General features: G+C 66.2%; 26 protein-coding genes and 1 pseudogene. 11 read left to right on the forward strand and 16 right to left on the reverse strand.

Features of this window, described 5'->3' with window-relative positions; all coding sequences use genetic code 11:
* Positions 1-63: 63 nt before the first annotated feature.
* Genes AC1Q5S_RS14605 through AC1Q5S_RS14620 form a run of 4 tightly spaced genes read right to left on the reverse strand, consistent with a single transcriptional unit; the run spans position 64 to position 4,277 of the window.
* Positions 64-831 carry a sulfurtransferase gene (locus AC1Q5S_RS14605; RefSeq protein ID WP_303836994.1) on the reverse strand — a complete coding sequence of 256 codons (768 nt, stop codon included), beginning with the start codon at positions 829-831 and terminating at the stop codon, positions 64-66.
* Between the two features lie 57 nt (positions 832-888).
* Positions 889-1,743, reverse strand: coding sequence for a MinD/ParA family protein (locus AC1Q5S_RS14610; protein ID WP_492239023.1), 855 nt, complete (start codon positions 1,741-1,743; stop codon positions 889-891).
* A gap of 10 nt (positions 1,744-1,753) precedes the next feature.
* Positions 1,754-2,518 (reverse strand): GGDEF domain-containing protein, encoded by a 765-nt coding sequence (locus tag AC1Q5S_RS14615; RefSeq protein ID WP_492239024.1) that lies wholly within the window; start codon positions 2,516-2,518, stop codon positions 1,754-1,756.
* Between the two features lie 34 nt (positions 2,519-2,552).
* Positions 2,553-4,277: a SulP family inorganic anion transporter gene (locus tag AC1Q5S_RS14620; RefSeq protein WP_492239025.1), complete on the reverse strand. Its 1,725-nt coding sequence runs from the start codon at positions 4,275-4,277 to the stop codon at positions 2,553-2,555.
* Positions 4,278-4,439: 162 nt separating this feature from the next.
* Between AC1Q5S_RS14620 and AC1Q5S_RS14625 the strand changes: the two genes are divergently transcribed.
* From AC1Q5S_RS14625 to AC1Q5S_RS14640, 4 genes are all read left to right on the forward strand, one after another.
* Complete coding sequence (locus AC1Q5S_RS14625; RefSeq protein WP_492239026.1) at positions 4,440-4,928, forward strand: BON domain-containing protein; 489 nt, start codon at positions 4,440-4,442, stop codon at positions 4,926-4,928.
* Positions 4,929-5,009: 81 nt separating this feature from the next.
* Positions 5,010-6,257: a PLP-dependent transferase gene (locus AC1Q5S_RS14630; protein WP_492239027.1), complete on the forward strand. Its 1,248-nt coding sequence runs from the start codon at positions 5,010-5,012 to the stop codon at positions 6,255-6,257.
* A 141-nt stretch (positions 6,258-6,398) separates the two neighbouring features.
* Positions 6,399-7,196 (forward strand): DUF2189 domain-containing protein, encoded by a 798-nt coding sequence (locus AC1Q5S_RS14635; protein WP_492239028.1) that lies wholly within the window; start codon positions 6,399-6,401, stop codon positions 7,194-7,196.
* Positions 7,197-7,251: 55 nt separating this feature from the next.
* Entirely contained in the window at positions 7,252-7,440 is a 189-nt protein-coding gene (locus AC1Q5S_RS14640; protein ID WP_492239029.1) for a hypothetical protein, read from the forward strand.
* 15 nt (positions 7,441-7,455) lie between these two features.
* On the opposite strand, the gene AC1Q5S_RS14645 is transcribed toward AC1Q5S_RS14640, so the two are convergent.
* Complete coding sequence (locus AC1Q5S_RS14645; protein ID WP_422205002.1) at positions 7,456-8,136, reverse strand: arylesterase; 681 nt, start codon at positions 8,134-8,136, stop codon at positions 7,456-7,458.
* Between the two features lie 15 nt (positions 8,137-8,151).
* Here AC1Q5S_RS14645 and AC1Q5S_RS14650 point away from each other — a divergent pair, with 15 nt between their 5' ends.
* Positions 8,152-8,844 (forward strand): ABC transporter ATP-binding protein, encoded by a 693-nt coding sequence (locus AC1Q5S_RS14650; protein WP_492239030.1) that lies wholly within the window; start codon positions 8,152-8,154, stop codon positions 8,842-8,844.
* Positions 8,845-8,857: 13 nt separating this feature from the next.
* Here AC1Q5S_RS14650 and sstT read toward each other — a convergent pair whose 3' ends face one another.
* Entirely contained in the window at positions 8,858-10,084 is a 1,227-nt protein-coding gene (sstT, locus tag AC1Q5S_RS14655) for a serine/threonine transporter SstT (RefSeq protein WP_492239031.1), read from the reverse strand.
* Here sstT and AC1Q5S_RS14660 point away from each other — a divergent pair.
* A complete protein-coding gene (locus tag AC1Q5S_RS14660; protein ID WP_303833437.1) occupies positions 10,083-10,352 on the forward strand; it encodes a hypothetical protein in 270 nt (89 codons plus the stop codon). The two genes, sstT and AC1Q5S_RS14660, sit on opposite strands and share 2 nt — an antisense overlap.
* Before the next feature lie 27 nt (positions 10,353-10,379).
* A complete protein-coding gene (gene rlmB, locus AC1Q5S_RS14665) occupies positions 10,380-11,129 on the forward strand; it encodes a 23S rRNA (guanosine(2251)-2'-O)-methyltransferase RlmB (protein WP_303833438.1) in 750 nt (249 codons plus the stop codon).
* Positions 11,130-11,148: 19 nt separating this feature from the next.
* On the opposite strand, the gene AC1Q5S_RS14670 is transcribed toward rlmB, so the two are convergent.
* The 6 genes and pseudogenes from AC1Q5S_RS14670 to AC1Q5S_RS14695 all read right to left on the reverse strand — a co-directional run bounded on the left by AC1Q5S_RS14670 (position 11,149) and on the right by AC1Q5S_RS14695 (position 14,173).
* Positions 11,149-11,535: a VOC family protein gene (locus tag AC1Q5S_RS14670; RefSeq protein WP_492239032.1), complete on the reverse strand. Its 387-nt coding sequence runs from the start codon at positions 11,533-11,535 to the stop codon at positions 11,149-11,151.
* Between the two features lie 29 nt (positions 11,536-11,564).
* A complete protein-coding gene (locus AC1Q5S_RS14675; protein ID WP_369693242.1) occupies positions 11,565-11,981 on the reverse strand; it encodes an SRPBCC family protein in 417 nt (138 codons plus the stop codon).
* 30 nt (positions 11,982-12,011) lie between these two features.
* Positions 12,012-12,662 (reverse strand): annotated as a pseudogene (locus AC1Q5S_RS14680) (dihydrofolate reductase family protein); the annotation flags it as partial.
* Positions 12,663-12,731: 69 nt separating this feature from the next.
* The gene (locus AC1Q5S_RS14685) at positions 12,732-13,178 is read right to left on the reverse strand and encodes an SRPBCC family protein (RefSeq protein ID WP_303833440.1); all 447 of its coding nucleotides are present in this window, start codon (positions 13,176-13,178) and stop codon (positions 12,732-12,734) included.
* 16 nt (positions 13,179-13,194) lie between these two features.
* A complete protein-coding gene (locus AC1Q5S_RS14690) occupies positions 13,195-13,632 on the reverse strand; it encodes a VOC family protein (RefSeq protein WP_422205009.1) in 438 nt (145 codons plus the stop codon).
* A gap of 37 nt (positions 13,633-13,669) precedes the next feature.
* Entirely contained in the window at positions 13,670-14,173 is a 504-nt protein-coding gene (locus tag AC1Q5S_RS14695) for a VOC family protein (protein ID WP_303833442.1), read from the reverse strand.
* 150 nt (positions 14,174-14,323) lie between these two features.
* On the opposite strand from AC1Q5S_RS14695, the gene AC1Q5S_RS14700 reads away from it, so the two are divergent.
* Entirely contained in the window at positions 14,324-14,983 is a 660-nt protein-coding gene (locus tag AC1Q5S_RS14700) for a TetR/AcrR family transcriptional regulator (RefSeq protein ID WP_492239047.1), read from the forward strand.
* 172 nt (positions 14,984-15,155) lie between these two features.
* Positions 15,156-15,905: an SIR2 family NAD-dependent protein deacylase gene (locus AC1Q5S_RS14705; RefSeq protein ID WP_492239033.1), complete on the forward strand. Its 750-nt coding sequence runs from the start codon at positions 15,156-15,158 to the stop codon at positions 15,903-15,905.
* Positions 15,906-15,944: 39 nt separating this feature from the next.
* Here AC1Q5S_RS14705 and AC1Q5S_RS14710 read toward each other — a convergent pair whose 3' ends face one another.
* Both AC1Q5S_RS14710 and AC1Q5S_RS14715 read right to left on the reverse strand, forming a co-directional pair.
* Positions 15,945-16,538, reverse strand: coding sequence for a chromate transporter (locus AC1Q5S_RS14710; RefSeq protein WP_492239034.1), 594 nt, complete (start codon positions 16,536-16,538; stop codon positions 15,945-15,947).
* The gene (locus tag AC1Q5S_RS14715; RefSeq protein ID WP_492239035.1) at positions 16,535-17,125 is read right to left on the reverse strand and encodes a chromate transporter; all 591 of its coding nucleotides are present in this window, start codon (positions 17,123-17,125) and stop codon (positions 16,535-16,537) included. The genes AC1Q5S_RS14710 and AC1Q5S_RS14715 overlap by 4 nt, the downstream gene beginning before the upstream one ends.
* A gap of 297 nt (positions 17,126-17,422) precedes the next feature.
* Between AC1Q5S_RS14715 and AC1Q5S_RS14720 the strand changes: the two genes are divergently transcribed.
* Entirely contained in the window at positions 17,423-18,268 is an 846-nt protein-coding gene (locus tag AC1Q5S_RS14720) for a fumarylacetoacetate hydrolase family protein (protein WP_492239036.1), read from the forward strand.
* 10 nt (positions 18,269-18,278) lie between these two features.
* On the opposite strand, the gene AC1Q5S_RS14725 is transcribed toward AC1Q5S_RS14720, so the two are convergent.
* Complete coding sequence (locus AC1Q5S_RS14725) at positions 18,279-18,563, reverse strand: 7(1) septoil knot domain-containing protein (protein WP_492239037.1); 285 nt, start codon at positions 18,561-18,563, stop codon at positions 18,279-18,281.
* Positions 18,564-19,055: 492 nt separating this feature from the next.
* Between AC1Q5S_RS14725 and AC1Q5S_RS14730 the strand changes: the two genes are divergently transcribed.
* Positions 19,056-19,766 carry a VIT1/CCC1 transporter family protein gene (locus tag AC1Q5S_RS14730; RefSeq protein ID WP_492239038.1) on the forward strand — a complete coding sequence of 237 codons (711 nt, stop codon included), beginning with the start codon at positions 19,056-19,058 and terminating at the stop codon, positions 19,764-19,766.
* A 36-nt stretch (positions 19,767-19,802) separates the two neighbouring features.
* Here the strand turns inward: AC1Q5S_RS14730 and AC1Q5S_RS14735 are convergent, their stop codons facing one another.
* Positions 19,803-20,891, reverse strand: a complete 1,089-nt coding sequence (locus tag AC1Q5S_RS14735; RefSeq protein ID WP_492239039.1) for a sensor domain-containing diguanylate cyclase — start codon at positions 20,889-20,891, stop codon at positions 19,803-19,805.
* Positions 20,892-21,036 lie beyond the last annotated feature (145 nt).

The following is a 21,036-nucleotide window of genomic DNA, read 5'->3' on the forward strand; positions in this document are numbered from 1 at the left end:
GCCATGCGCGAGCGAATTTTGATGGAATAAGGCTTTAGCGCTTATGCAGTAAACGCTGGTAGCTCATTTATCGATAGCGTTTTCAGGCCCGGCGCGCAGGGTGCCTGTGGACAGGTCGGCGGCCAGCGTGCGGCGCTCGTCGAACACGAAACAGCCGCCGTGGTAATGCGCGCCATCCGTTTCCTCGAAATATTTCAGGATGCCGCCTTCGAGCTGGTACACGTGGGTGAGGCCCTCTTCGCGCATCAGGATGGCGGCCTTTTCGCAGCGGATGCCGCCCGTGCAAAAGCTCACCACCGTCTTGTCCGCCAGATCACTCTTGCGGGCCCGCAGGGCCGGGGGGAACTCGGTGAATTTGTCGATGCGCCAGTCGATGGCGTTGTCGAATGTGCCTTCATCCACCTCGAAGGCATTGCGCGTGTCCAGCGTCACCACGGGGCGGCCTGCGTCATCATGGCCCTGCTCCAGCCAGCGGCGCAGGGTGGCCGGCGTGACGGCAGGCGCCCGGCCCTCGGACGGCTGGATCGCGGGGTGGTCCATGCGGATGATCTCGCGCTTGACCTTGACGAGCATCTTGCGAAACGGCACGGTGTCCGACCAGCTCTCCTTGGGGACGAGGTCGGCAAAGCGCGGGTCGGTGCGCAGAGCATCGACAAAGCCGTGCACCGCCGCTGCCGGGCCCGCCAGAAACATGTTGATGCCTTCGTGGGCCAGCAAGATGGTGCCCTTGAGCGCAGCGGCCAGGGCGCGCTCGTGCAGCAGGTCGCGCAATGCCGCCGCATCAGGCAGGGGCACGAACTTGTAGCAGGAGATGTTCAGGACAGTATTCACGGCAGAAATTTCGGGATGGCACCAGGCCCGCAGCCGGGCGCTGCGCCGGGGCCACTCTCAGGCGTTGGGTAGCAGCAGCGTGGATTCGATCTTGTTGGCCAGCTGGGCAATGGCCAGTGACGCGGCACAGCCCGGCGTTTGCAGCAGCAGCAGCTGGCGGCGCATGACGGCATCGCGCACTGCGGGGTCGGCCGGTATGTCGCCCATGTGCATCAAACGCATGGCGCGCCCCGAATCGGTGCTGACAAAGCGGTCCAGCACCTGCTGCAGCTGGCTGGTGATGGCGCGGCCATCGCCGGGCCGGGCAGCCTGGTTGATGACCATGCCAACATGCTGGCGCTTTTGCTGCATGGCCAGCGCCTTGATGGCGGCATAGGCGTCGGTGAGCGAGGTGGGCTCGGGGGTGGCCACGATCAGCACCTCGGAGGCCAGCGACACCGAAAAAAGTACCACATCGGAGATGCCGGCACCGGTGTCCAGCAGCACCACGTCGTAATTGGGTGTGATCGCCTGGATCACGTGGAGGAATTGGTTGCGCACCTCGGAGGCCAGGCACGAATGCTCGACCATGCCCAAGCCCGCCAGCAGCACCGAGAAGCCGCCCGGTGCCTGGATGATGGCGTCCTGCAGGGATGCCTCGCCCGTGAACACATCGTGCAGCGTGATCTTGGGGTGCAGGTTGAGCACCACATCCAGGTTGGCCAGACCCAGGTCGGCATCAAGCACCAGCACACGCTGGCCGCGTCGGGTCAGGGCTGCGGCCAGATTGGCAGAGACAAAGGTCTTGCCCACGCCGCCCTTGCCGCTGGTGACGGCAATGATGCGCGCACCGCTGCCTGCCGCAGAAACGGGTGCAGTGGGCGCCCCGGAGGCGGTCGGGTTGTTGGAGAGGGTGGGCAGCGCGTCGCTCATCGCATAAATTTCAGTTGACGCTGCCGGTGGGGTCCAGCGGGGGCAGATCGCCCCAGCCTGACGGCGTGTAGAGGGGGCCGAACAACAGGCTCTTTTCTTCGGCACTGACCGTGCTGTCAGGTTGCTCCTCGATGCTCACGCAGTTGCGACCCATCGATTTTGCTTTGTACAGCTGCTGGTCTGCGCGGTCGGTCCAGAGCAGGGTGGTGGAGCGGATCCACTGCATGGCGAAGGCTCCGCCAATGCTGAGCGTGACGTTCACTTCCACCGAGGGTGAAATGCGCACGGGCATGTTGGCCACCGCACGGCGAATGCGCTCGGCCACCACCTTGCCAAAGCCGGCCTGGCAGGCCGGCAGCACCACGACAAATTCTTCGCCCCCATAGCGGGCCAGTGTGTCCATGGGGCGCACGCAGGTGCTCAGCGTGCGCGCCACCGATTGCAGCACCACGTCTCCGGCCAGATGACCGTGGATGTCGTTGATCTGTTTGAAATGGTCGATGTCCAGCATCAGCAGCAACGCGGTCTCGCCCGAGCGCGTCACGCGGTCGATCTCGCGTTCCAGCACCGCACGGAACTGGCGACGATTCGCCAGTCCGGTGAGGGAGTCTTTCAAGGAGAGCTCGCACAGTCCATCGATCAGGCCTTGCAGGTAGCGCGAGGACTGGTCGCTTCGCAGGGCGACCTCGTTCCCGGTGGCCCGGGCTACCAGAGCGTGCGCAGTGTCCAGGCGCAGGTCGCGCAGGTCTACGATGTGGGAAGCCGGATCAGACACCAATTTTGAGAACCAGGAAGAGTGGCCGAGTGTATCAGCCGGACCGCGCCATTGGGCCGTCAGAGGCCGCGCCATGGGTGTTTTGCAGCGCACCTGGCAGTTGCCGCAGCGCATGCAGGGCCTCGGCGTCGGTGCGGTACATGGCCAGCCCCGCGCCGGGTGCCAGCACCCCTGCGCGGCGCAGCACCTGCTCCACCGGAAGCTTGAGGCCGCTCAGGTGCAGCGTGCCTGTTCGGGTGTGCAAGGTGGCCAGCAGGTTGGCGAAGGTTTCCACACCGGTCACGTCGATGCGGTTGATGGGCTGGGCCAGCAGGCAGACATGCACCACATCGGGGTGCGCGGCCAGGTGGTCCATCACCCGGCGTTCGAGTGCGCTGGCGGAGGCAAAGTCGAGTTCGGCATCCATGCGCAGGGCCAGCAGGTGCGGCGCCAGTGCCGGCAGCTGCCACAGGTGCCGGTCGCGCAGGCTGCCGTCGGGGTGCAGCCCCACTTCGATGATGCGCGGGTGCAGGCGCTGGTAGAGGAAATGGCTCAGGTTCATCAGCAGGCCCACCAGCACACCCCCGTACATGCGGGGGGCCGTGGCCAGCGTCAGGCCAAAGGTGATGCCGGAGATGACCGCCTCGACGCGGGAAATGCGCCACAACCGCAGGAAGCTGGCGGGTTTGATCAGGCTGGTGACGGCGGTCACCACCACGGCTGCCAGCACCGATTGCGGCACATGGTAGAGCGCCGGGGTCAGCCACAGCAGCACCACCAGCACCAGCGCGATGGCAAACACGGTGGCCCAGCCGCTGCGGGCCCCGGCATACAGGTTGATGGCTGAGCGCGAGAACGAGGCGCTGGTGGCGAAACTGCCGCACAGCCCGCTGCTGATCTTGGCCAGGCCTTGGCCGATAAGGTCCTGGTTCTCGTTCCAGCGCTCGCCCGAGCGCTGGCTGTCCACCTTGGCACTGGACGCCGTCTCCAGAAAGCTCACCAGCGTGACCACCAGCACCGGCATCACCAGGGCCGCAAAGCTGGACCAGGGCAGGGTGCCCGGCCAGTAAAGGCTGGGCAGACCGGCAGGCAAGGCGCCGACTACCGCGCCGTCGGCCTCGGCGTAGCCCAGGGCCCAGCTGATGGCCCCGGCAGCCCCCAGCACCACGATCGCGGCCGGAAAGCCCGGACGCAGCCTGCGCGCCAGCATCAGTAACACCAGGCTGCCTAGCCCGAAGGCTGCTGCGATCAGGTCGAAGTGGCCCAGCGAGGGTGTCGTCCACAAGGCCCCCAGATCGGAGCGCAGACCTGTCAGCGCGCCGAGCTGGGACGACAGAATCAGCAGCGCCGCCGCCTGGGTGAAGCCGCTGAGCACCGGCGAGGTCACGAGGTTGAGCAGCCAGCCAAAGCGCGCCAGTCCCATGACCAGCTGCAGCAGGCCCGACAGGATCGCCATCCAGGCGGCCATGGCCACCCACTGCGCGCTGCCGGGCTCGGCCAGACCCGAGAGCGATGCACCGATCAACAGGCTGGTGAGGGCCGTGGGCCCCACGCCCAGGCGCGTGGAGGCACTGAACAGCACGGCCACCAGCGCCGGCACGAGGGATGCATAGATGCCTGTCACCAGCGGCATGCCCGCCAGGGCGGCGTAGGCAACGCCCTGCGGCACCAGCATCAGGCCCACGGTCATGCCGGCCCAGAACTCCCCCCGGAGGAAGGCGCGGTCAGGGCGCGGCCAGGCCAGAAAAGGTAGCCAGCGGGACAAGGGGTGAAGCGACATCCCCACTATTGTCGCCGTTGCGCGGGCTCGGCGCCTTGCCTGCCGCGCTGCGGGAGGAAGGTGGCTGGCGGTGTTGTCCTACAGCCCATTCGGCGCTTTCCGACCCTGGCGGGTGTGTGGCTTGCCTACATTCACACCATCTTTACCTGGAAGGAGTCGCACATGAATATTCGCCATTTCCCGCACAGCAGCTCGCAACGCATCTGGACCATTCTCGGCGTCAGTGCCCTGGCGTTTGGGCTGGCTGCCTGCAGCAAGCAGGAGGAATCCACCGTGGGGCAAAAGCTCGATTCCGCAGTGCAAAAAACCGAACAGGCCGCCGCAGAGGCGCAGATCAAGGCAGAAAGCGCGCTCAAGAACGCGGAAACCAAGGTGGAGGAAGGCGCCGCCAAGGTGCAGTCGGACGCCCAGGAAATGGGCAGTGCCGCCATGGGCGCCGTGGATGACGCCACCATCACGGTGCAAGTGTCCGCCGGCCTGGCCAAGGACCCGGACCTGAGCGCGTTCAAGATCGATGTGGACACCCGTGCCGGTGCCGTCACGCTTACCGGCTCCGCACCCAATGCAAGCGCCCGCGAGCGTGCTGAAACCATCGCCAAAGGCGTCAAGGGTGTGATGTCGGTGACCAACAACCTCAAGGTCGCCAGCTGATACCCGGCATCCTGGGGGTGCCGCTGGGGATGCGCTTTGGCGCAGACGTGTGGCAGTCGGATGGTGCTGTCGCGCGCTACCATGCCAGGCATGAATGAAGACACCGCTTTCGGCCCCGCCACCCGCATCGTCCACCACGCCTACACACCTCCCGCCGGGTTTGTCGCACCCCAGCCTGGCGTTTTCAAGGCCTCCACCGTCATTTTTCCCAACGTGGCGGCGATGCGGTCGCGCGAATGGAAAGACAAGAGCGGCTACACCTATGGCCTGCACGGCACGCCCACCACCTTCATCCTGGAAGAGCGCCTGTGCGCGCTGGAGGGCGGGCGGCAGTGCGTGCTGGTTCCCAGCGGCCTGGCGGCGATTGCCAACGTGGCGCTGGCCTTGCTCCAGCCCGGGGATGAAGTCTTGATTCCAGACAATGCCTACGGCCCCAGCAAGGACCTGGCCAACGGGGAGCTGGTCCGTTTCGGCATTCGCCACGTACTGTATGACCCCCTTGATCCCGCGGATCTGGCTGCGCGCATCACTTCCGCAACCCGGCTGGTGTGGCTGGAAGCACCCGGGTCGGTGACCATGGAGTTTCCCGATCTTTGCGAACAGGTGCGTATCTGCCGTGCCCGGGGTGTGACGTCGGCACTGGACAATACCTGGGGTGCCGGCCTGGCATTTGCGCCCTTTGATCTGGACGGGGATGGCAGCGGCAGCCTGGCGGTCGATGTATCGGTCCACGCGCTCACCAAATATCCCAGCGGCGGTGGCGATGTGCTGATGGGCAGTGTCATCACGCGCGACCTGGCCCTGCACATGAAAATCAAGCTCACGCACATGCGACTGGGCCTGGGCATTGCCGCCAACGACGCCGAAGCCGTGCTGCGTGCCCTGCCCAGCATGGGCTTGCGCTACCGTGCGCACGATGCGGCGGCACGCCAGCTGGCGCTGTGGATGCAGCAGCAGAGCGCCGTGGCCCAGGTGCTGCACCCGGCACTGCCCGGCGCCCCGGGCCACGCCCACTGGCGGGCCCTGTGCGGTGCTGCCAACCATGGCGACGGCGCGGCGGCTGGCTTGTTCAGCGTGGTGATCGATGCGCGTTACAGCCAGGCCCAGGTCGATGCGTTCTGCGATGGCCTGCACCTGTTCAAGCTGGGTTACAGCTGGGGCGGCCCCATGAGCCTGGTGGTGCCCTACCAGCTGGCGTCCATGCGCAGCCGCCCTGTGCCGCACCTGCAGCCTGGCACGCTGGTGCGCTTTTCCGTGGGGCTGGAGGATGTTGATGACCTTCGCCAGGATGTGCAGCAGGCCATGGCCCGGGCTTTCGGCGCGGTCTGATGGCCTGATGGCACGGGGGCGCTGGGGTGGTAGTTTCCTCAGTGGCGCATGGCGGGCAGGTGGATTAGGGTATTGACCTATGTCAACGGGCGTTGCGCCCGTCGACCCAGTCCGCCCTCGCAACTTGTTGCCATTACCGCCATGTCCGCACATCCCTCCGTCCAGGTTTCGCCTGCCACAGCCGTGGCGATCACGCTCAATCCCCTGCACCTGACCGATCCTTTTCGCTGGTTGCGCAAGGGCATGCAGGACGCCGCCGCCGCCCCGGGCATTGCCCTTTTTTATGGCGCATTTTTCTGGGGCATGGCGCTGGTGCTGGGCTGGGTGTTTCGCACGCGGCCCGAATACACCATGTCGCTGGCCAGCGGGTGCCTGCTGCTGGGACCGTTTCTGGCGATGGGCCTGTATGACACCAGCCGGCGCCGCGAGGCCGGCCAATCGCCCGATCTGGGGCAATCCATCACCTGCTGGGACAGTCACATGGGCAGCATGGGCATGCTGGTGCTGGTGCTGGTGATGCTGGAGTTGCTGTGGGGCAGGGCGTCGCTGGTGGTGTTTGCCGTGTTCTTCAACACCGGCATGCCGTCCACCACCGGGGTGATGGCGGCCATTTTCAACCCCCAGAACTGGGGCTTTGTCGGTGTCTATCTGGCGGTGGGCGGTGCCTTTGCCGTGCTCGTTTTTTCGACTTCGGTGGTTTCCATTCCGATGATCCTGGACCGTGACACCGATGCGCTGACCGCGGGCATCACCAGCATGCGGGTGGTGCTGGAGAATTCCGCCGTCATGCTGCTGTGGGGGCTGTTGATCACGCTGATCGTGGCCGTGTCGCTGTGGTGGTGGGGAGCAGGCCTGCTGCTCGCTGGCCCGGTGCTGGGCCATGCCAGCTGGCATGCCTACCGCGCGGCGGTGTCTTCTGTGCCACGCGTGGCGGGTTGAGGGCACCCTGAGGGCAAGCTGTTAAAGTGGACTCCTACTTCAGGAAGCAAATACCTTGGCAACACCCAACTACGGATACGAAAAGCGCCAGCGCGAGCTCGCCAAAAAACAAAAAAAGGAAGAGAAGCTCAAAGCCAAAACCCAGCGCAGGCCCGATGAGCCGCAATACGACCAGCCGGTCGGCGGGCCTGCAGCGTTGGCCTCTCCCGCACCCGCCGAACCTCCGGAGCCTGCCGGCCATTGATTTTGTCCAGGGCTCTTAACGCAAGAGCTTCTGGAGTTCCGGCCACACGTTGGCCAGCATCTGTGGATGCGCCTCGGCGCGCGGGTGGATGCGGTCTGGCTGGAACAGCCGGGTAGGATCGGGGCCATCGGCCACATCCTTGAGGAAAAACGGCACCACACCCGCCTTGTGCGTCTTGGCTACCGCCGCAAAGGTGGACGCAAAACGGTTGGCGTAGTCGGTACCGTAGTTAGGCGGCACCTGCATTCCCACCAGCAGTACCTTGGCACCCGATTTCTGTGCTGTCTGCACCATCCACGACAGGTTTTCCTCGGTATTTTTCAGTGGCAGGCCCCGCAGGGCGTCATTGCCGCCGAGCTCAATCACCACCTGGCTGGGCTGGTGCTGTGCCAGCAATGCCGCCAGGCGCGAACGCCCGCCGGAGGTGGTTTCTCCGCTCACGCTGGCATTCACCACGGTGGCTGCGATCTTTTCCTGCGCCAGGCGCTTTTCCAGCAACGCCACCCAGCCGGTGCCGCGCGCCAGGCCGTACTCGGCGCTGAGCGAGTCACCGAGTACCAGGATGACCTTGGGCCGCGCCGAGGCTGCCGGTACCTTGCTGCCCGGTTGTGCCATGGCCACAGGGGTGCAAAGGCCCACCAGTGCGCCGCCTGCGGCGGTCAGGATAAAGTGGCGTCGATGCAGATCGCAAATCACAATAAAAAACCTTTCATGTCCGAAACCTCCCCCACGCCAGCCACACCCATTATTGCGGTCGAGCATGTATTCAAGTCGGTGACCGACTCCACCGGCACGCTGGACATTCTGCGTGATATCGATTTCCGCCTGGCGCCTGGGGAAACCGTGGCGATTGTCGGCGCGTCAGGCTCGGGCAAAAGCACCCTGCTGTCGATCATTGCGGGCCTTGACACCCCCACGCGCGGCACTGTGCGGCTCGATGGCCAGGATCTGTTTGCGCTGAGCGAAGACGGCCGCGCCGCGCTGCGCGCGCAAAAAGTGGGCTTCGTTTTCCAGAGCTTCCAGCTCATGGGCAACCTCACGGCGCTCGAAAACGTCATGCTGCCACTGGAGTTGGCCAATCGCAGCGATACCCGCGCGGCCGCCACCGAGATGCTCAGGCATGTCGGGCTGGGCCAGCGCCTGGGGCATTACCCCAAGGTGCTCAGCGGGGGGGAGCAACAGCGCGTGGCGCTGGCGCGCGCTTTTGTGATGCGGCCGGCCGTGCTGCTGGCCGACGAGCCCACCGGAAGCCTCGATTTCGCCACCGGCGAGACCATCATGCAGCTGATGTTTGACCTCAACCGCGAGCAAGGCACCACGCTGGTGCTGGTCACGCACGATCGTGCCATTGCCCAGCGCTGCGACCGCCTCATCAGCATCGTGGCCGGCCAGGTCAGTCCCTGACCCCGCCGACGCTTCAGGGGGCCGGGTGTTTGTGCGCTGGATCTGCCCAGCGGCAGGCCACGGCCGTGAACAGCACATCGGTGGATGAATTGAGCGCCGTCTCGGCCGAGTCCTGCAGGATGCCGATGATGAAACCGATGGCCACGACCTGCATGGCCACATCGTTGCTGATGCCGAACAGGCTGCATGCCAGCGGAATCAGCAGCAGCGAGCCGCCGGCCACGCCCGAGGCGCCACAGGCGGAAACGGCCGCCACCACGCACAGCAGCAGGGCAGTCGGCGCGTCCACCGCAATGCCCAGGGTGTGCGCTGCCGCCAGCGACAGCACGCTGATGGTGATGGCCGCACCGGCCATGTTGATGGTTGCGCCCAGTGGAATGGCGATGCTGTAGGTGTCTTCGTTCAGGTTCAGGCGTTTGGCAAGCGCGAGGTTGATGGGGATGTTGGCCGCCGAGCTGCGCGTGAAGAACGCCGTCACGCCGCTCTCGCGCAGGCAGGTGAATACCAGCGGATAGGGATTGACGCGCAGCGCCAGAAAGACGATGAGCGGATTGACCACCAGCGCCACAAACACCATGCAACCCAGCAACACGCCCAGCAGGTGCGCATAGCCCCACAGCGCCTGCGTGCCGGCTTCCGCGAAGGTGCTGGCGACCAGGCCCAGAATGCCCAGGGGCGCAAAGCGGATCACGGCCTGGATGATGGTGGAGATGCTGGCCGACAAGTCGTGCATGACGGCGCGCGTGCCTGCGCTGGCGTGGCGCATGGCCATGCCAAGGCCCACCGCCCAGGCGAGGATGCCGATGTAGTTGGCATTCATCAGCGCCCGCACGGGGTTGTCCACCACGTTCATCAGCAGCGTCAGCAGCACATCCTGGATGTTCGTTGGGCCATTGGCCGCATCCGCAGGCGCTTGCAGCACCAGGGTGGACGGAAACCACAGGCTGGCCGTGACGCCCACGACAGACGCCGCCAGCGTGCCCACCAGGTACAAAAAGAGCACCGGGCGCATGTGGGTGGCTTCGCCGGGCTTGTGGTTGCCGATGGCGGCAATCACCAAAATGAACACCAGCACGGGCGCCACGGCCTTGAGGGCAGAAATGAACAGCGTGCCCAGAATGGCCACCTTGGGCGTGGCGGCCGGAAAGAACACGGCCAGCGCGATGCCGGCAAACATGGCCATCACAATTTGGGTGACCAGGCTCGTGCGCTGCATCCAGCGAAGCGGGTGAAGAATCATGGTGTTGAAAAAAAAGGTAAAACAGGCCAGTGGATGCGGCAACAAATGCAAAAAACAGCTGCTGGCCCCAACCGAAAGGGCTGGCGCGATGCCAGCCCGCAAGGCCACACTGGCACACAGGAATCGGCGCAAAAATAGCAACGTCTCCCTGCGGATAGAGCAATGGAAAGGCGCGATTTTAGGCGCATCAGGGCAAACCCTTGGCGCAAGACCTTGGAGTGCACGATGCCGTGGTTCGGCGGGTTACCGGGTGTGCGTCAATCTGTGAGTCTGGCAATGCCCGGATAATCCCCCCATGTCCAGCCCCAAAGTTCTCTTCGGCTTTCACGCCGTGGGCGTGCGTCTGAAGACCGCGCCGCAATCCATCGTCGAGATTTACTACGAAGCCACGCGGCGCGACGCCCGCATGCGCCAGTTTCTCGACCGCGCTCGCGAGGCCGGTGCGCGCCTGATCGAGGCCGACAGCGTGCGCATTGCCAAGCTGGCCGGCAGCCACGGCCACCAGGGCGTGGCCGCGCGGGTGGAGCCCGTGGCGCAGGTCACCTCGCTCGATGAGCTGCTCGAAAACCTTGAAGCCGCCGGCATCGAGCAGCCCCTGCTGCTGGTGCTCGACGGTGTGACCGACCCGCACAACCTGGGCGCCTGCCTGCGCGTGGCGGACGGTGCCGGCGCGCATGCTGTCATTGCCCCCAAGGACCACGCCGTGGGCATCAATGCCACTGTGGCCAAGGTGGCCAGCGGCGCGGCCGAGACCATGCCGTACTTCATGGTCACCAACCTCTCACGCACCCTCAATGAGCTCAAGGAGCGCAACATCTGGTGCATCGGCACCAGCGACGATGCGCCCAAGACCGTGTACCAGGTCGATCTGAAAGGCCCCGTGGCCCTGGTGCTGGGCGCCGAGGGCGACGGCATGCGCCAGCTCACGCGCAAAACCTGCGACGAACTGGTCAGCATCCCCATGAAGGGCGCGGTGGAGAGCCTCAACGTGTCGGTGGCCAGCGGCGTGTGCCTGTACGAAGCGCTGCGGCAGCGGGGCGGCTAGCAGGCTCGTACGGCCTGCGTCATTGCATCGAATGCAGGCCAATCATGTTGCCCTCGGTATCGTTCACCAGGGCGCAGTGGCCATACTCACCGATCGAAAATTTGGGCTTGAACACCTTGCCACCGGCTTCCTTGCCCCGGCCTTGTTCGACCGCGCAATCCTCGCAGGCAAAGTAGACCAGCGTGCCGCCGCCACCGGAGGGCACGCCTTCCATCTTGACCAGCGTGCCGCTGGCGCCCATGGTGGTCATGTCGCCGGGGAAGGACAGCATCTGCATGCCGTTGGCTTCGCCCGCGGGTGATTTCAGCGTCTCCAGCGGGCACTGGAACACCGTTTCGTAGAACTTGCGCGCGCGGGCCATGTCCTGCACGTGGATCTCGAACCAGGCGACGGGATTGGGTTTCATGGGGTGCTCCTTGCGTTGCTGAGGGTGAATCAGGCGCGGTGCTCGACGTGCCGCGCGAAGTTGTCCAGGATGGCCTGCCAGCCCTGGCGCTGCTGTTCGGCGCTGTGGCTGTCCTCGGCGTCGAAGGACTCGCGCACCGTGATGCCATTGGCCACTGGAATGAACTCGACCCGCACCTTGCGCCCGTCGCCCAGGGTGTATTCGATCAGGCGCTGCGGTGCGACCAGGGTGTACGTGCCCTCGAAGTCGAAACCGACGCTGCCGTCCCGCGCCTCCATGCGCGTGCAGAACTTGCCACCTTCGCGCAGATCGACGCTGGCGCGCGGTGTGTGCCAGTCGGGCGAGGCGGCGTTCCACTGCTCGATGGCGCGCGGGTCATTCCAGGCGGCCCATACGCGGTCGATGGGTGCGTGGACACTGGTTTCGATGGTGATCTTCATGGTCATGTCTTTCGATGATGCCTGCTCTGGCGCCGGGTGCGCGTGGCGCCGCAGGACGACATGCGTGGCCTTGTCCGACGCCACGAACCGAACGCATTCGTAGCCCAGCGCCCGCAGGTCGAGCCCCTGGAACAGCGGCTCTCCCCGGCCGAGCAGGACCGGCACAATGGCGATGTGCAGTTCGTCGATGAGGCCTTCACGCAGGTACTGCCGGATGGTGTTGGCACCGCCGCCGATCCGCACGTCCTTGCCTGCGGCGGCATCGCGCGCGCGGTCGAGTGCCGCATGGATGCCGCCGGTAACGAAGTGGAACGTCGTGCCGCCTTCCATCTCGATCGGCGGCCGCGCATGGTGGGTCAGGATGAAGACCGGCACGTGGTAGGGCGGATCGTCGCCCCACCAGCCTTTCCAGGTCTTGTCCTGCCAGTCGCCGCGGAAGGGGGTGAACATGTTGCGCCCCAGAATCCAGGCGCCGACGTTCTGAAAGCCGCGCGCGGCGAAATCATCGTCAACCCCCGTGGTGCCGCCGTCCTGGCCGAACAGCGCGCGCTGGAGCGTGCGGGTCGGCAGCAGCCACTGGTGCAGTTCCGTCCCCCCGACGCCGAGCGGATCATCGAGGCTCTGGTCCGGACCCGCGCCGTAGCCGTCGAGCGAGAGGGTGAAGCTTTCCACGCGAACACTTGTCATCGTTTTTTCCTCGGTTTCGGCACCTGATTGGCGTCGGGCACACAGCCTCGGTCTGGTGCGCGGCAGCCATCAGCCCGGAAGGTCCGGTTCGACCAGCGCCGCCAGCTGCAGCAGCGATTCCTGCCAGCCCAGGTAGCACATCTCGACCGGGATCGCCTCGGGGATGCCGGCCTGCTCGATGTCCAGCTCGGTGCCGCACGACACGGCGCGCAGCTTCACGGTCACGTGCATCTGGCCGGGCAGGTTGGGGTCGTCGAAGCGGTCGGTGTACTCCACCAGTTCGCCGGGGACCAGCTTCAGGTATTCGCCACCGAACGAATGGCGGTGGCCGCTGGAGAAGTTCTCGAACGACATCCTGAAGCTGCCACCCACTTGGCCATCTAACTGATGGACGTGGCAGACGAAGCCGTAGGGCGGCAGCCATTTGGCGAGTGCCGCGCCGTAGGTGAAGGCGCGGTAGACCTTGTCGGGTGTGGTGCGCAGCACGCGGTGCAGGCGGATGGTTCCGGTGGACATGATCGGTTCTCCCGTTTCAAGTGGCGTTCACGTTGACCATCCACGGCGTGCCGAAGCGGTCGGTCACCATGCCGAAGCCGGCCGACCAGAAGGTCTTGCCGAACGGCATGGTCACCTGGCCGCCCTGCGCCAGCGCATCGAACACGCGCCGGCCCTCGTCCGCATCGGCGACCTGGATCGCCACCCACAGGCCTTGCGGTCTGGCATAGCCGCCAGCGCACGCGTCGCTGGCGCCGGGCATGGCGTCGGAGCCCATCAGCGCTTGCGCGCCGACTTGCAGGTGCACGTGCATCAGGCGGTCTTTCGCCTCGGGCGGGATCGGCGGGTTCTGCGGGTCCGGCGGCATCTCGCCGAAGCTGCTCTGGTGCACCACGGTGCCCTTGAACAGATCCTTGTAGAAGGCAAAGGCCTCGCGGCAGTTGCCGTCGAAATTGAGGTAGGGGGTGAATTGCATGCTGCCTCCGGGTTGAACAGGGGTGGGGTGCGGCGGGTCAGCGGCCTGCCACCGCGGCCTCGATGGTGGCGACGTCGATCTTCTTCATGGTCATCATGGCGTCGAAGGCGCGCTTGGCGGCTGCGCGGTCGGGGTGGGTCCAGGCCTGGGCCAGTACCACCGGGGTGATCTGCCAGGAGATGCCCCACTTGTCGCGGCACCAGCCGCATTCCACTTCCTGGCCGCCGTGGCCAACGATGGCGTTCCAGTAGCGGTCGGTTTCGGCCTGGTCGGCGGTGGAAACCTGGAACGAGAACGCCTCGCTGTGCTGGACGCCCGGCCCACCGTTGAGGCCCATGCAGGGCAGGCCCAGCACGGTGAATTCGACCACCAGCACGTCGCCCGCCTTGCCTGCGGGATAGTCACCCGGCGCGCGGTGGATGGCGCCGACGGCCGAATCGGGAAAGGTGCTGGCGTAGAACCGCGCGGCTTCTTCCGCGTCCTTGTCGTACCAGAGGCAGATGGTGTTCTTGGGTGGAGTCATCCTGCGGTTGGAATCCATGCGAATCTCCTTTGTGAAACGGCCAATGGAGCAATATGTGTATGACGTCCACTTCATTCTGCCGTAAAATGAACAGTGTCCACATTTAACCCTTCCCAGAACAGGGATGCCATCTTGAGCGCTTCACTTTCCGTTCCTTTCACTCCCCCCATCCCTGCCGCATCCACAGGCCAGACCGCGCGGCGGCCCACCTACCGCCATGGCGACCTGCGCCGCGCGCTGCTTGACGCAGGCATTGCGCTGGTGCGCGAGGGCGGTCCAGCGGCGCTGGTATTGCGCGAGGCCACACGCCGCGCCGGGGTCGTGCCCAACGCCGCCTACCGCCACTTCGCCGGCCACGCGGCGCTGCTCGACGCCGTGCGCGGCGTCGCACTGGGCTTGATGGCACGCGCCATGGAGGCCGAGATCGACTACGCCACGCGCCACCTGAGCGCGCCGGTGGCGCGGGCGCGCGCCGCCTTCAAGGCCGTCGGCACAGGCTACGTGCGCTTTGCACTGGCCGAACCGGGGCTGTTTCGCACTGCGTTCGTGGCGCAGCCCTTCGACGTGGCCAATGGCAGCCGCGACGACTTCCGCGGCGACAGCGGGCGCGATCCGTTCGAGATCCTCTGCGGCACCCTCGACGACATGGTGGCTGCCGGCGTATTGGGCGTGGCACAACGCCCGGGCGCCGAGTTCCTGGCCTGGTCGGCAGTGCACGGCCTGGCCATGCTGGCGCTCGACGGCCCGCTGCGCGCGCTGAGCGCCGCGCAGACCGAAGCCATGGCCCAGCGCGCCGTGGCGATGGTGGAGCAGGGGCTGGCGGGCTGAGCGCGTCCAGGCCGCGACAGAAAAACAACCGGGTGCGCAACAGCGTTGCCGCCCTCAGCCATGGCCGGCGGTGCGTGGGAGCAGGGTGCCGAAGGACCGGTTTGCGCATGGCACCCTCCCACAACGCCAGAGGCCATCGTCGCAGCCCGCCCCGGCTTGATAAGCTGCGCGCATGAACATCGTTTTTCCTGCAGATGCTGGCGCGGTGCGGCAATGGCTGCAGGACGCAGACCACATTGCCGTGCTGACCGGTGCCGGCATCAGTGCCGAATCGGGTGTACCCACCTTTCGCGATACACCCACCGGCTACTGGGCGCAGTTTCGCGCCGAAGACATGGCAACCGAGGCCGGCTTTCGTGCCCACCCGGGGCGCGTGTGGGACTGGTACCAGCACCGGCGCAACCTGCTGGCGGGTGTGCAACCCCATGCAGGGCATGTGGCGCTGGCGGATTTTCAGCGCCACTACCCCGGCCGGCTGACGCTCATCACCCAGAACGTGGACGGCCTGCACCAGCGCGCGGGCAGCACCGGCGTGCTGTGCCTGCATGGCGAAATTTTTGCCAACCGCTGGCTCGACACCCCGCGCAACTGCTGCCATATCGACCACGCTGCCACCGGCCACCCGCCGTATTGCAGCCGCTGCGGCAACCTGCTGCGCCCGGGTGTGGTGTGGTTTGGCGAGGCTCTGCCGTACGCCACGCTGGAGGCGGCTCAGCAGGCCGCCCGTGCCTGCGACCTGATGCTGGTGGTGGGCACGGCGGGGGCCGTGTACCCGGCGGCGGGGTTGGCGCAAGTGGCGCGCCAGGCGGGTGCTCGCGTGGTCATCATCAACCCGGCCGCCAGCGCCCTCGACGATGTGGCCCATGTGCTACTGCGTGGCGCGGCCGCCAGCGTGTTGCCGGTCTTGCTGGCGGCTGCCTGATGCGGGTTTGCCATCCAGGCGCTATCGCACCCGCCCGCATCACACCAGCCCCAGCGCCCCCAGCAGCGCCCCGGCGCCCAGCAGCCACAGCAGATGCAGCCGGGTGCGCCACACCAGCAGCGCACACACCGCCGTCAGCAACCACAGGGCCCAGTCGGCGGCGGGGTTGCCATGGGCGCTGCCCAGCAGCCAGGCGGTGGCCAGCAGCAGGCCGATCACCACCGGCGCCATGCCTTGCTTGAAGGCGCGCACGCTGCGCCGCTCGCGATTGCGGTGGCCCCAGCGCGTGGCCAGCCAGGTCAGCGTGGTGCTGGGCAGCATGATCCCGACCATGCTCAATGCCATGCCCAAGGCGCCGGTGGCCCAGCCCGCCGGGCCGGCGCCACCCGCGTTGATGCCCACGTTCCAGCCCAGCAGCGCAATGAACAGCACATTGGGGCCGGGCGCCGCCTGGGCGATGGCAATGGAGGCGTTGAACTGCAGCTCGGTCAGCCAGCCCTGGCGCTCCACCAGAAAGCGGTGCATGTCGGGCGCGGTGGCAATGGCGCCGCCCACGGCCAGCAGCGAGATCGAGATGTAATAGAAAAACAGATTCAGCCAGTCCAGCGGCTGCAGCGCAATGGCGTGGTTCATGGCGCAACCTTTCGCCACGTCAGCACGCAGGCCACGCCGCCCAGTGCGGGCAGCACCCAGGCCAGCGGCCAGCGCAGCAGCGCCATACCGGCAAAGGTGAGGGCCGCCAGCGCGGTGCACAGCCAGGGGCCCAGCGGGTGATTGCGCAGCGCCGCCGCCAGCTTCAGGCCCGTGCCCGCAATCAGCCCGGCGGCCACGGCGCCCATGCCCCGCAGCGCGCCTGCCACGGCCGGGTGGCTGGCAAACTGCGCATACACCAAGGCCACCGCCAGCACCAGCAGCAGCGGAAACGTGAGCATGCCCGCCAGCGCCGCCATGGCACCGCGCAGCCCGAAATAGCGGTCGCCAATCATCACCGACAGATTGACCACGTTCGGTCCCGGCATGATCTGGGCCACGGCCCAGTCTTCGACGAACTCCTCGTTCGTCATCCAGCGCTTTTTTTCCACCAGCTCGCGCTGCACCACCGCCAGCACGCCGCCAAAGCCCTGCAGCGCCAGCCAGGTGAACGACCAAAACAGGTCGGCCGGGTTGCGTGGCCGCGGCCGCGCTGCGGGGTCATCAACAGGAGGCAAGGGCGCGGGCATCGTGAATTAGAAATAAATTGGGCTCTAGCGCAATAACCATAAGCGCTAACAGCTATTAAATTAGGAGTAATCCGAGGGCCTGGGCGGACGCTCGGCAAGGCACCCCATGGTAAGCCGCAAGCCCGGGTGGCCGGGCGGCTGCGGCATCGTCAACGGCGACAGGGGCATCATGATTGCTGATGGGTGGGGCGCGGGCAGCAGTGGGCCGCCACGGGCCGAGCTGCTGGCGCATTAGGATGCGTTGCACGCCGACCGCCTGCGACGGCACGGCAACCCCAGACACACAAGGACACCCCCATGAAACTGGTTCGTTATGGTCAACCCGGCGCAGAGCGCCCCGGCGTGGTGGATGCGCAGGGCGTGTTGCGCGATCTGTCGATGCTGCTGCCCGAACTGGGCCCCGGCCAGCTTGGCCCGCGCACCCTGTCGGCACTGGCCGCGCTCGATGTGGCGCGCCTGCCCGCCGTGTATGGTGCACCCCGCCTGGGCTGCCCGGTGGCGGGCGTGGGCAAGATCGTCTGCGTGGGGCTGAACTATGCCGACCACGCCCTCGAAGCCGGCATGCAGACGCCCACCGAGCCCGTGCTGTTCATGAAGGCCATCACCGCCCTGAGCGGCCCGAACGACGCGGTGCGCATTCCCCCTGGCGCGCGCAAGACCGACTGGGAGGTCGAGCTGGGCATCGTTATCGGCACCCGCGCCAGTCATGTCAGCGAAGCCGCCGCGCTGCGACATGTGGCGGGCTACGTGCTGGCCAACGACGTGTCCGAGCGCGCCTGGCAGACCGAGCGCGGCGGCCAGTGGGACAAAGGCAAGAGCTACGATAGCTTTGCCCCCATCGGCCCCTGGCTGGTGACCGCCGATGAGGTGCCCGATCCGCACGCCATCGACCTGTGGCTGGAGGTGAACGGCCGGCGCGTGCAAAACGGCAGCACGCGCAACTTCATCTTTGGCGTGCCCACCGTGGTGTCGTACATCAGCCAGTTCATGGCGCTGGAGCCGGGCGACATCGTGCTGACCGGAACCCCCGCCGGCGTGGGCCTGGGCCAGAAGCCCACGCCGTGGTTTCTGAAGCCCGGCGACGTGATGCGGCTGGGGGCCACGGGCCTGGGCGAGCAAACCCAGACCTGCATGGGCGGTTAGCCCACCCTCATCAGCCTATCTGCCCGCGCAGCTTGTGGCCGGCATTGCGCCAGCCCGCCTGGTCGCGGTATTTGACCTTGAAGGTCTTGATGTCGGCCTGGCTCGCGTATTTCACGCGGAAGATCCTGAACGTGGCATCGGCCTCGTAGTTCACAAAGCACCACTCCGTGTCGCCCTCGGCCTGCTGGTGGTGGGGCAGCTCATACCAGCACAGGTCGGCCTGGGTTTCGTAGGGCACTTCGAACACGCTCGCGTCGGCCTTGCTTGCCAGCGCTGCCACCAGAATTTTTGCCATGCGCAACCTCCTGCGAAACGATGAAAAACCAACGGGGGCACGTCATTGAACCGCACCGCTGGATACATGGTGCGCAACCGTAGCGCGCCGCGCAGCGGTGGTTACCCGCGCCGTGGCATGTGGCTGCACCCGTCAGATCGGCGCGTGGCTCGGAGTCTTGAGCCGCACGATGGTGCGCCTGCGCAGGTGAGAAAAAGGAGCCTCAGCAATTGCCCTTCTTCGCTTGGCCAGGCGGGCAGAACTTGCCTCTGCCCCCATCGTGCGGCCCCGCAGGGTCCACCACCACGGAGCCGGATGGTGTGTAAACAGCGCAGCCCGTGGTAGCGGCAGCCAAAATAAACAGTGCGATGAGTGCTCTCATTGGGAGTCCTTTGTTGTGGGTGGTGCAACTGGCAAATGAGTTTATACGCAGGTTGCTGGACGCATTTGACTCCACAGCCCCTTGCCCCATACCCTGCCAGCTTCACCACCTGCACAAAGAAAGAAACCGCCATGAGCTCCGCCACACGCCGCCTGCACCCTGAGCGCCACCGCACCACCCGCATTGGCTGGTTGCGCGCCGCCGTGCTGGGCGCCAACGACGGCATTGTGTCCACCGCCAGCCTGGTGGTGGGTGTGGCGGCGGCGCAGGCCAGCCAGTCCACCATTTTGATGACGGCAGTGGCCGGGCTGGTAGCGGGGGCCATGTCGATGGCGGCGGGCGAATATGTGTCGGTGCACTCGCAGGCCGACACCGAAAAAGCCGACCTTGAACGCGAGCGCCGCGAGCTGGCCACCGACCCCGCCGCCGAAGTGCGCGAGCTGGCCGGCATTTACGTGGGCCGGGGTCTGGACGCCGCACTGGCGCAACAGGTGGCGCAGCAGCTCACGGCGCACGACGCGCTGGGCGCCCATGCGCGCGACGAGCTCGAAATCTCCAGCACCATGGCAGCCCGGCCGGTGCAGGCCGCGCTCACATCGGCCGCCGCCTTTGCCGCTGGCGCCGCCTTGCCGCTGCTGGTGGCCGCCGTGGCGCCCGCCAGCAGCCTGCTTTACTGGGTGGCCGGCACCGCGCTGGTGTTTTTGGCCCTGCTGGGCGGCGTGGCCGCGCGCACGGGTGGCGCGGGCGTGCTGGTGGGCGCCTGGCGCGTCACCTTCTGGGGGGCGCTGGCCATGGCCATCACGGCGGGCGTGGGGGCGCTGCTCGGGGCGCCGGTGGGTTGATGCGGATCGAAGAGCGCCGCACCCACAACCACCTGTTTATGAAGCGCTGACCACCCGGTTTCGCCCGGCTGCCTTGGCCGCATACAGCGCAGTGTCTGCCCGCGAAAACAGGCGGGTGGCATCTTCGTGGCTTTGCAGCGTTGCACAGCCAATGCTGATGGTTATTTGATGCCCGGCGCATTGGGCCTGCGCCACGGCGATGCGCATGCGCTGGGCCACTTCGAGGGCTCCACGGGCGTCGGTGTTGGGCAGGATCACCGCAAACTCCTCGCCACCCACGCGGGCGACCATGTCAATCACCCGGGCGCAGCCGGTCAACACCTGGGCAATGGCCTGCAACACCTTGTCGCCCGTTTCGTGGCCGTGGGTGTCGTTGATGCGCTTGAAATGGTCTACGTCCAGCACGAGCAGGCTCAGGGGCGTGTCCCTGCGGTCCACGATGCCCAGCTCCAGCTTCAGGTGGTGATCAAAGGCCCGCCGATTGCTCAGGCCCGTCAAAACGTCGGTGGTGGCCAGCTCGGTGAGCGCGCGGTTGAGTTCATCGACTTTTTCAATCTGCGCCAGCAACTGCTGGTTGAGTGCATCCGCTTTTTTCAGCGCCATGCGCAGCCGGATTTCGCGCATGGCCGATTGCGCCAGCTCGACCATGACCTCCACATCCAGCTCGGTCCACTGCTTGGGCTTGAAATCCACCGCACAAAAACTGCCCAGCACCTCGCCGTCATCCGTGCGCAGCGGAATCCCCGCATAGGCCCTGATGCCCAGCGAATTCACCGTGGGCACGTCACGAAAAACAGCCAGTTGCGTGACGTCTTCCAAAATGAGCGCCTCACCGGACACCAGCGGATAGTGGCAAAACGTGCGCCCGCTCAGCTGGCGGGTGGTGTTCAGGGGCTCGCCCAGCCCATAAGCGCTTTTGTAGAAGTCGCGGTCTGCGTCCACCAGCGACACAAAGGTGACGGGCGCCCCCGTCAGCTTGGCCGCCAGGCGGGTCAGCCGGTCAAAAATCTCTTCAGGTGGGGTGTCCAGCAGGCCGGTGTCACGCACCGCAGCCAGGCGCCTGGGGTCGGCCAAGGCCGCCTGGATCTGGGCTGCATCAGCAGGCAATGAGGGTGGTAATTCCATGGCGCATGGTAGCAATGAAGGCTTTTGCTTGTTACAAAATTGCCTGACGAACAGAGGGCTATGGCTCCGTGGGCTCCTCGCATGCCGCCGCTCGGGCTGAGCCTGTCGGAGCCAGGGCACTCCTTGCAAACAGCCCCCTCGGCAA

This window comes from Acidovorax sp. GW835-FHT14B10 (assembly GCF_058793725.1).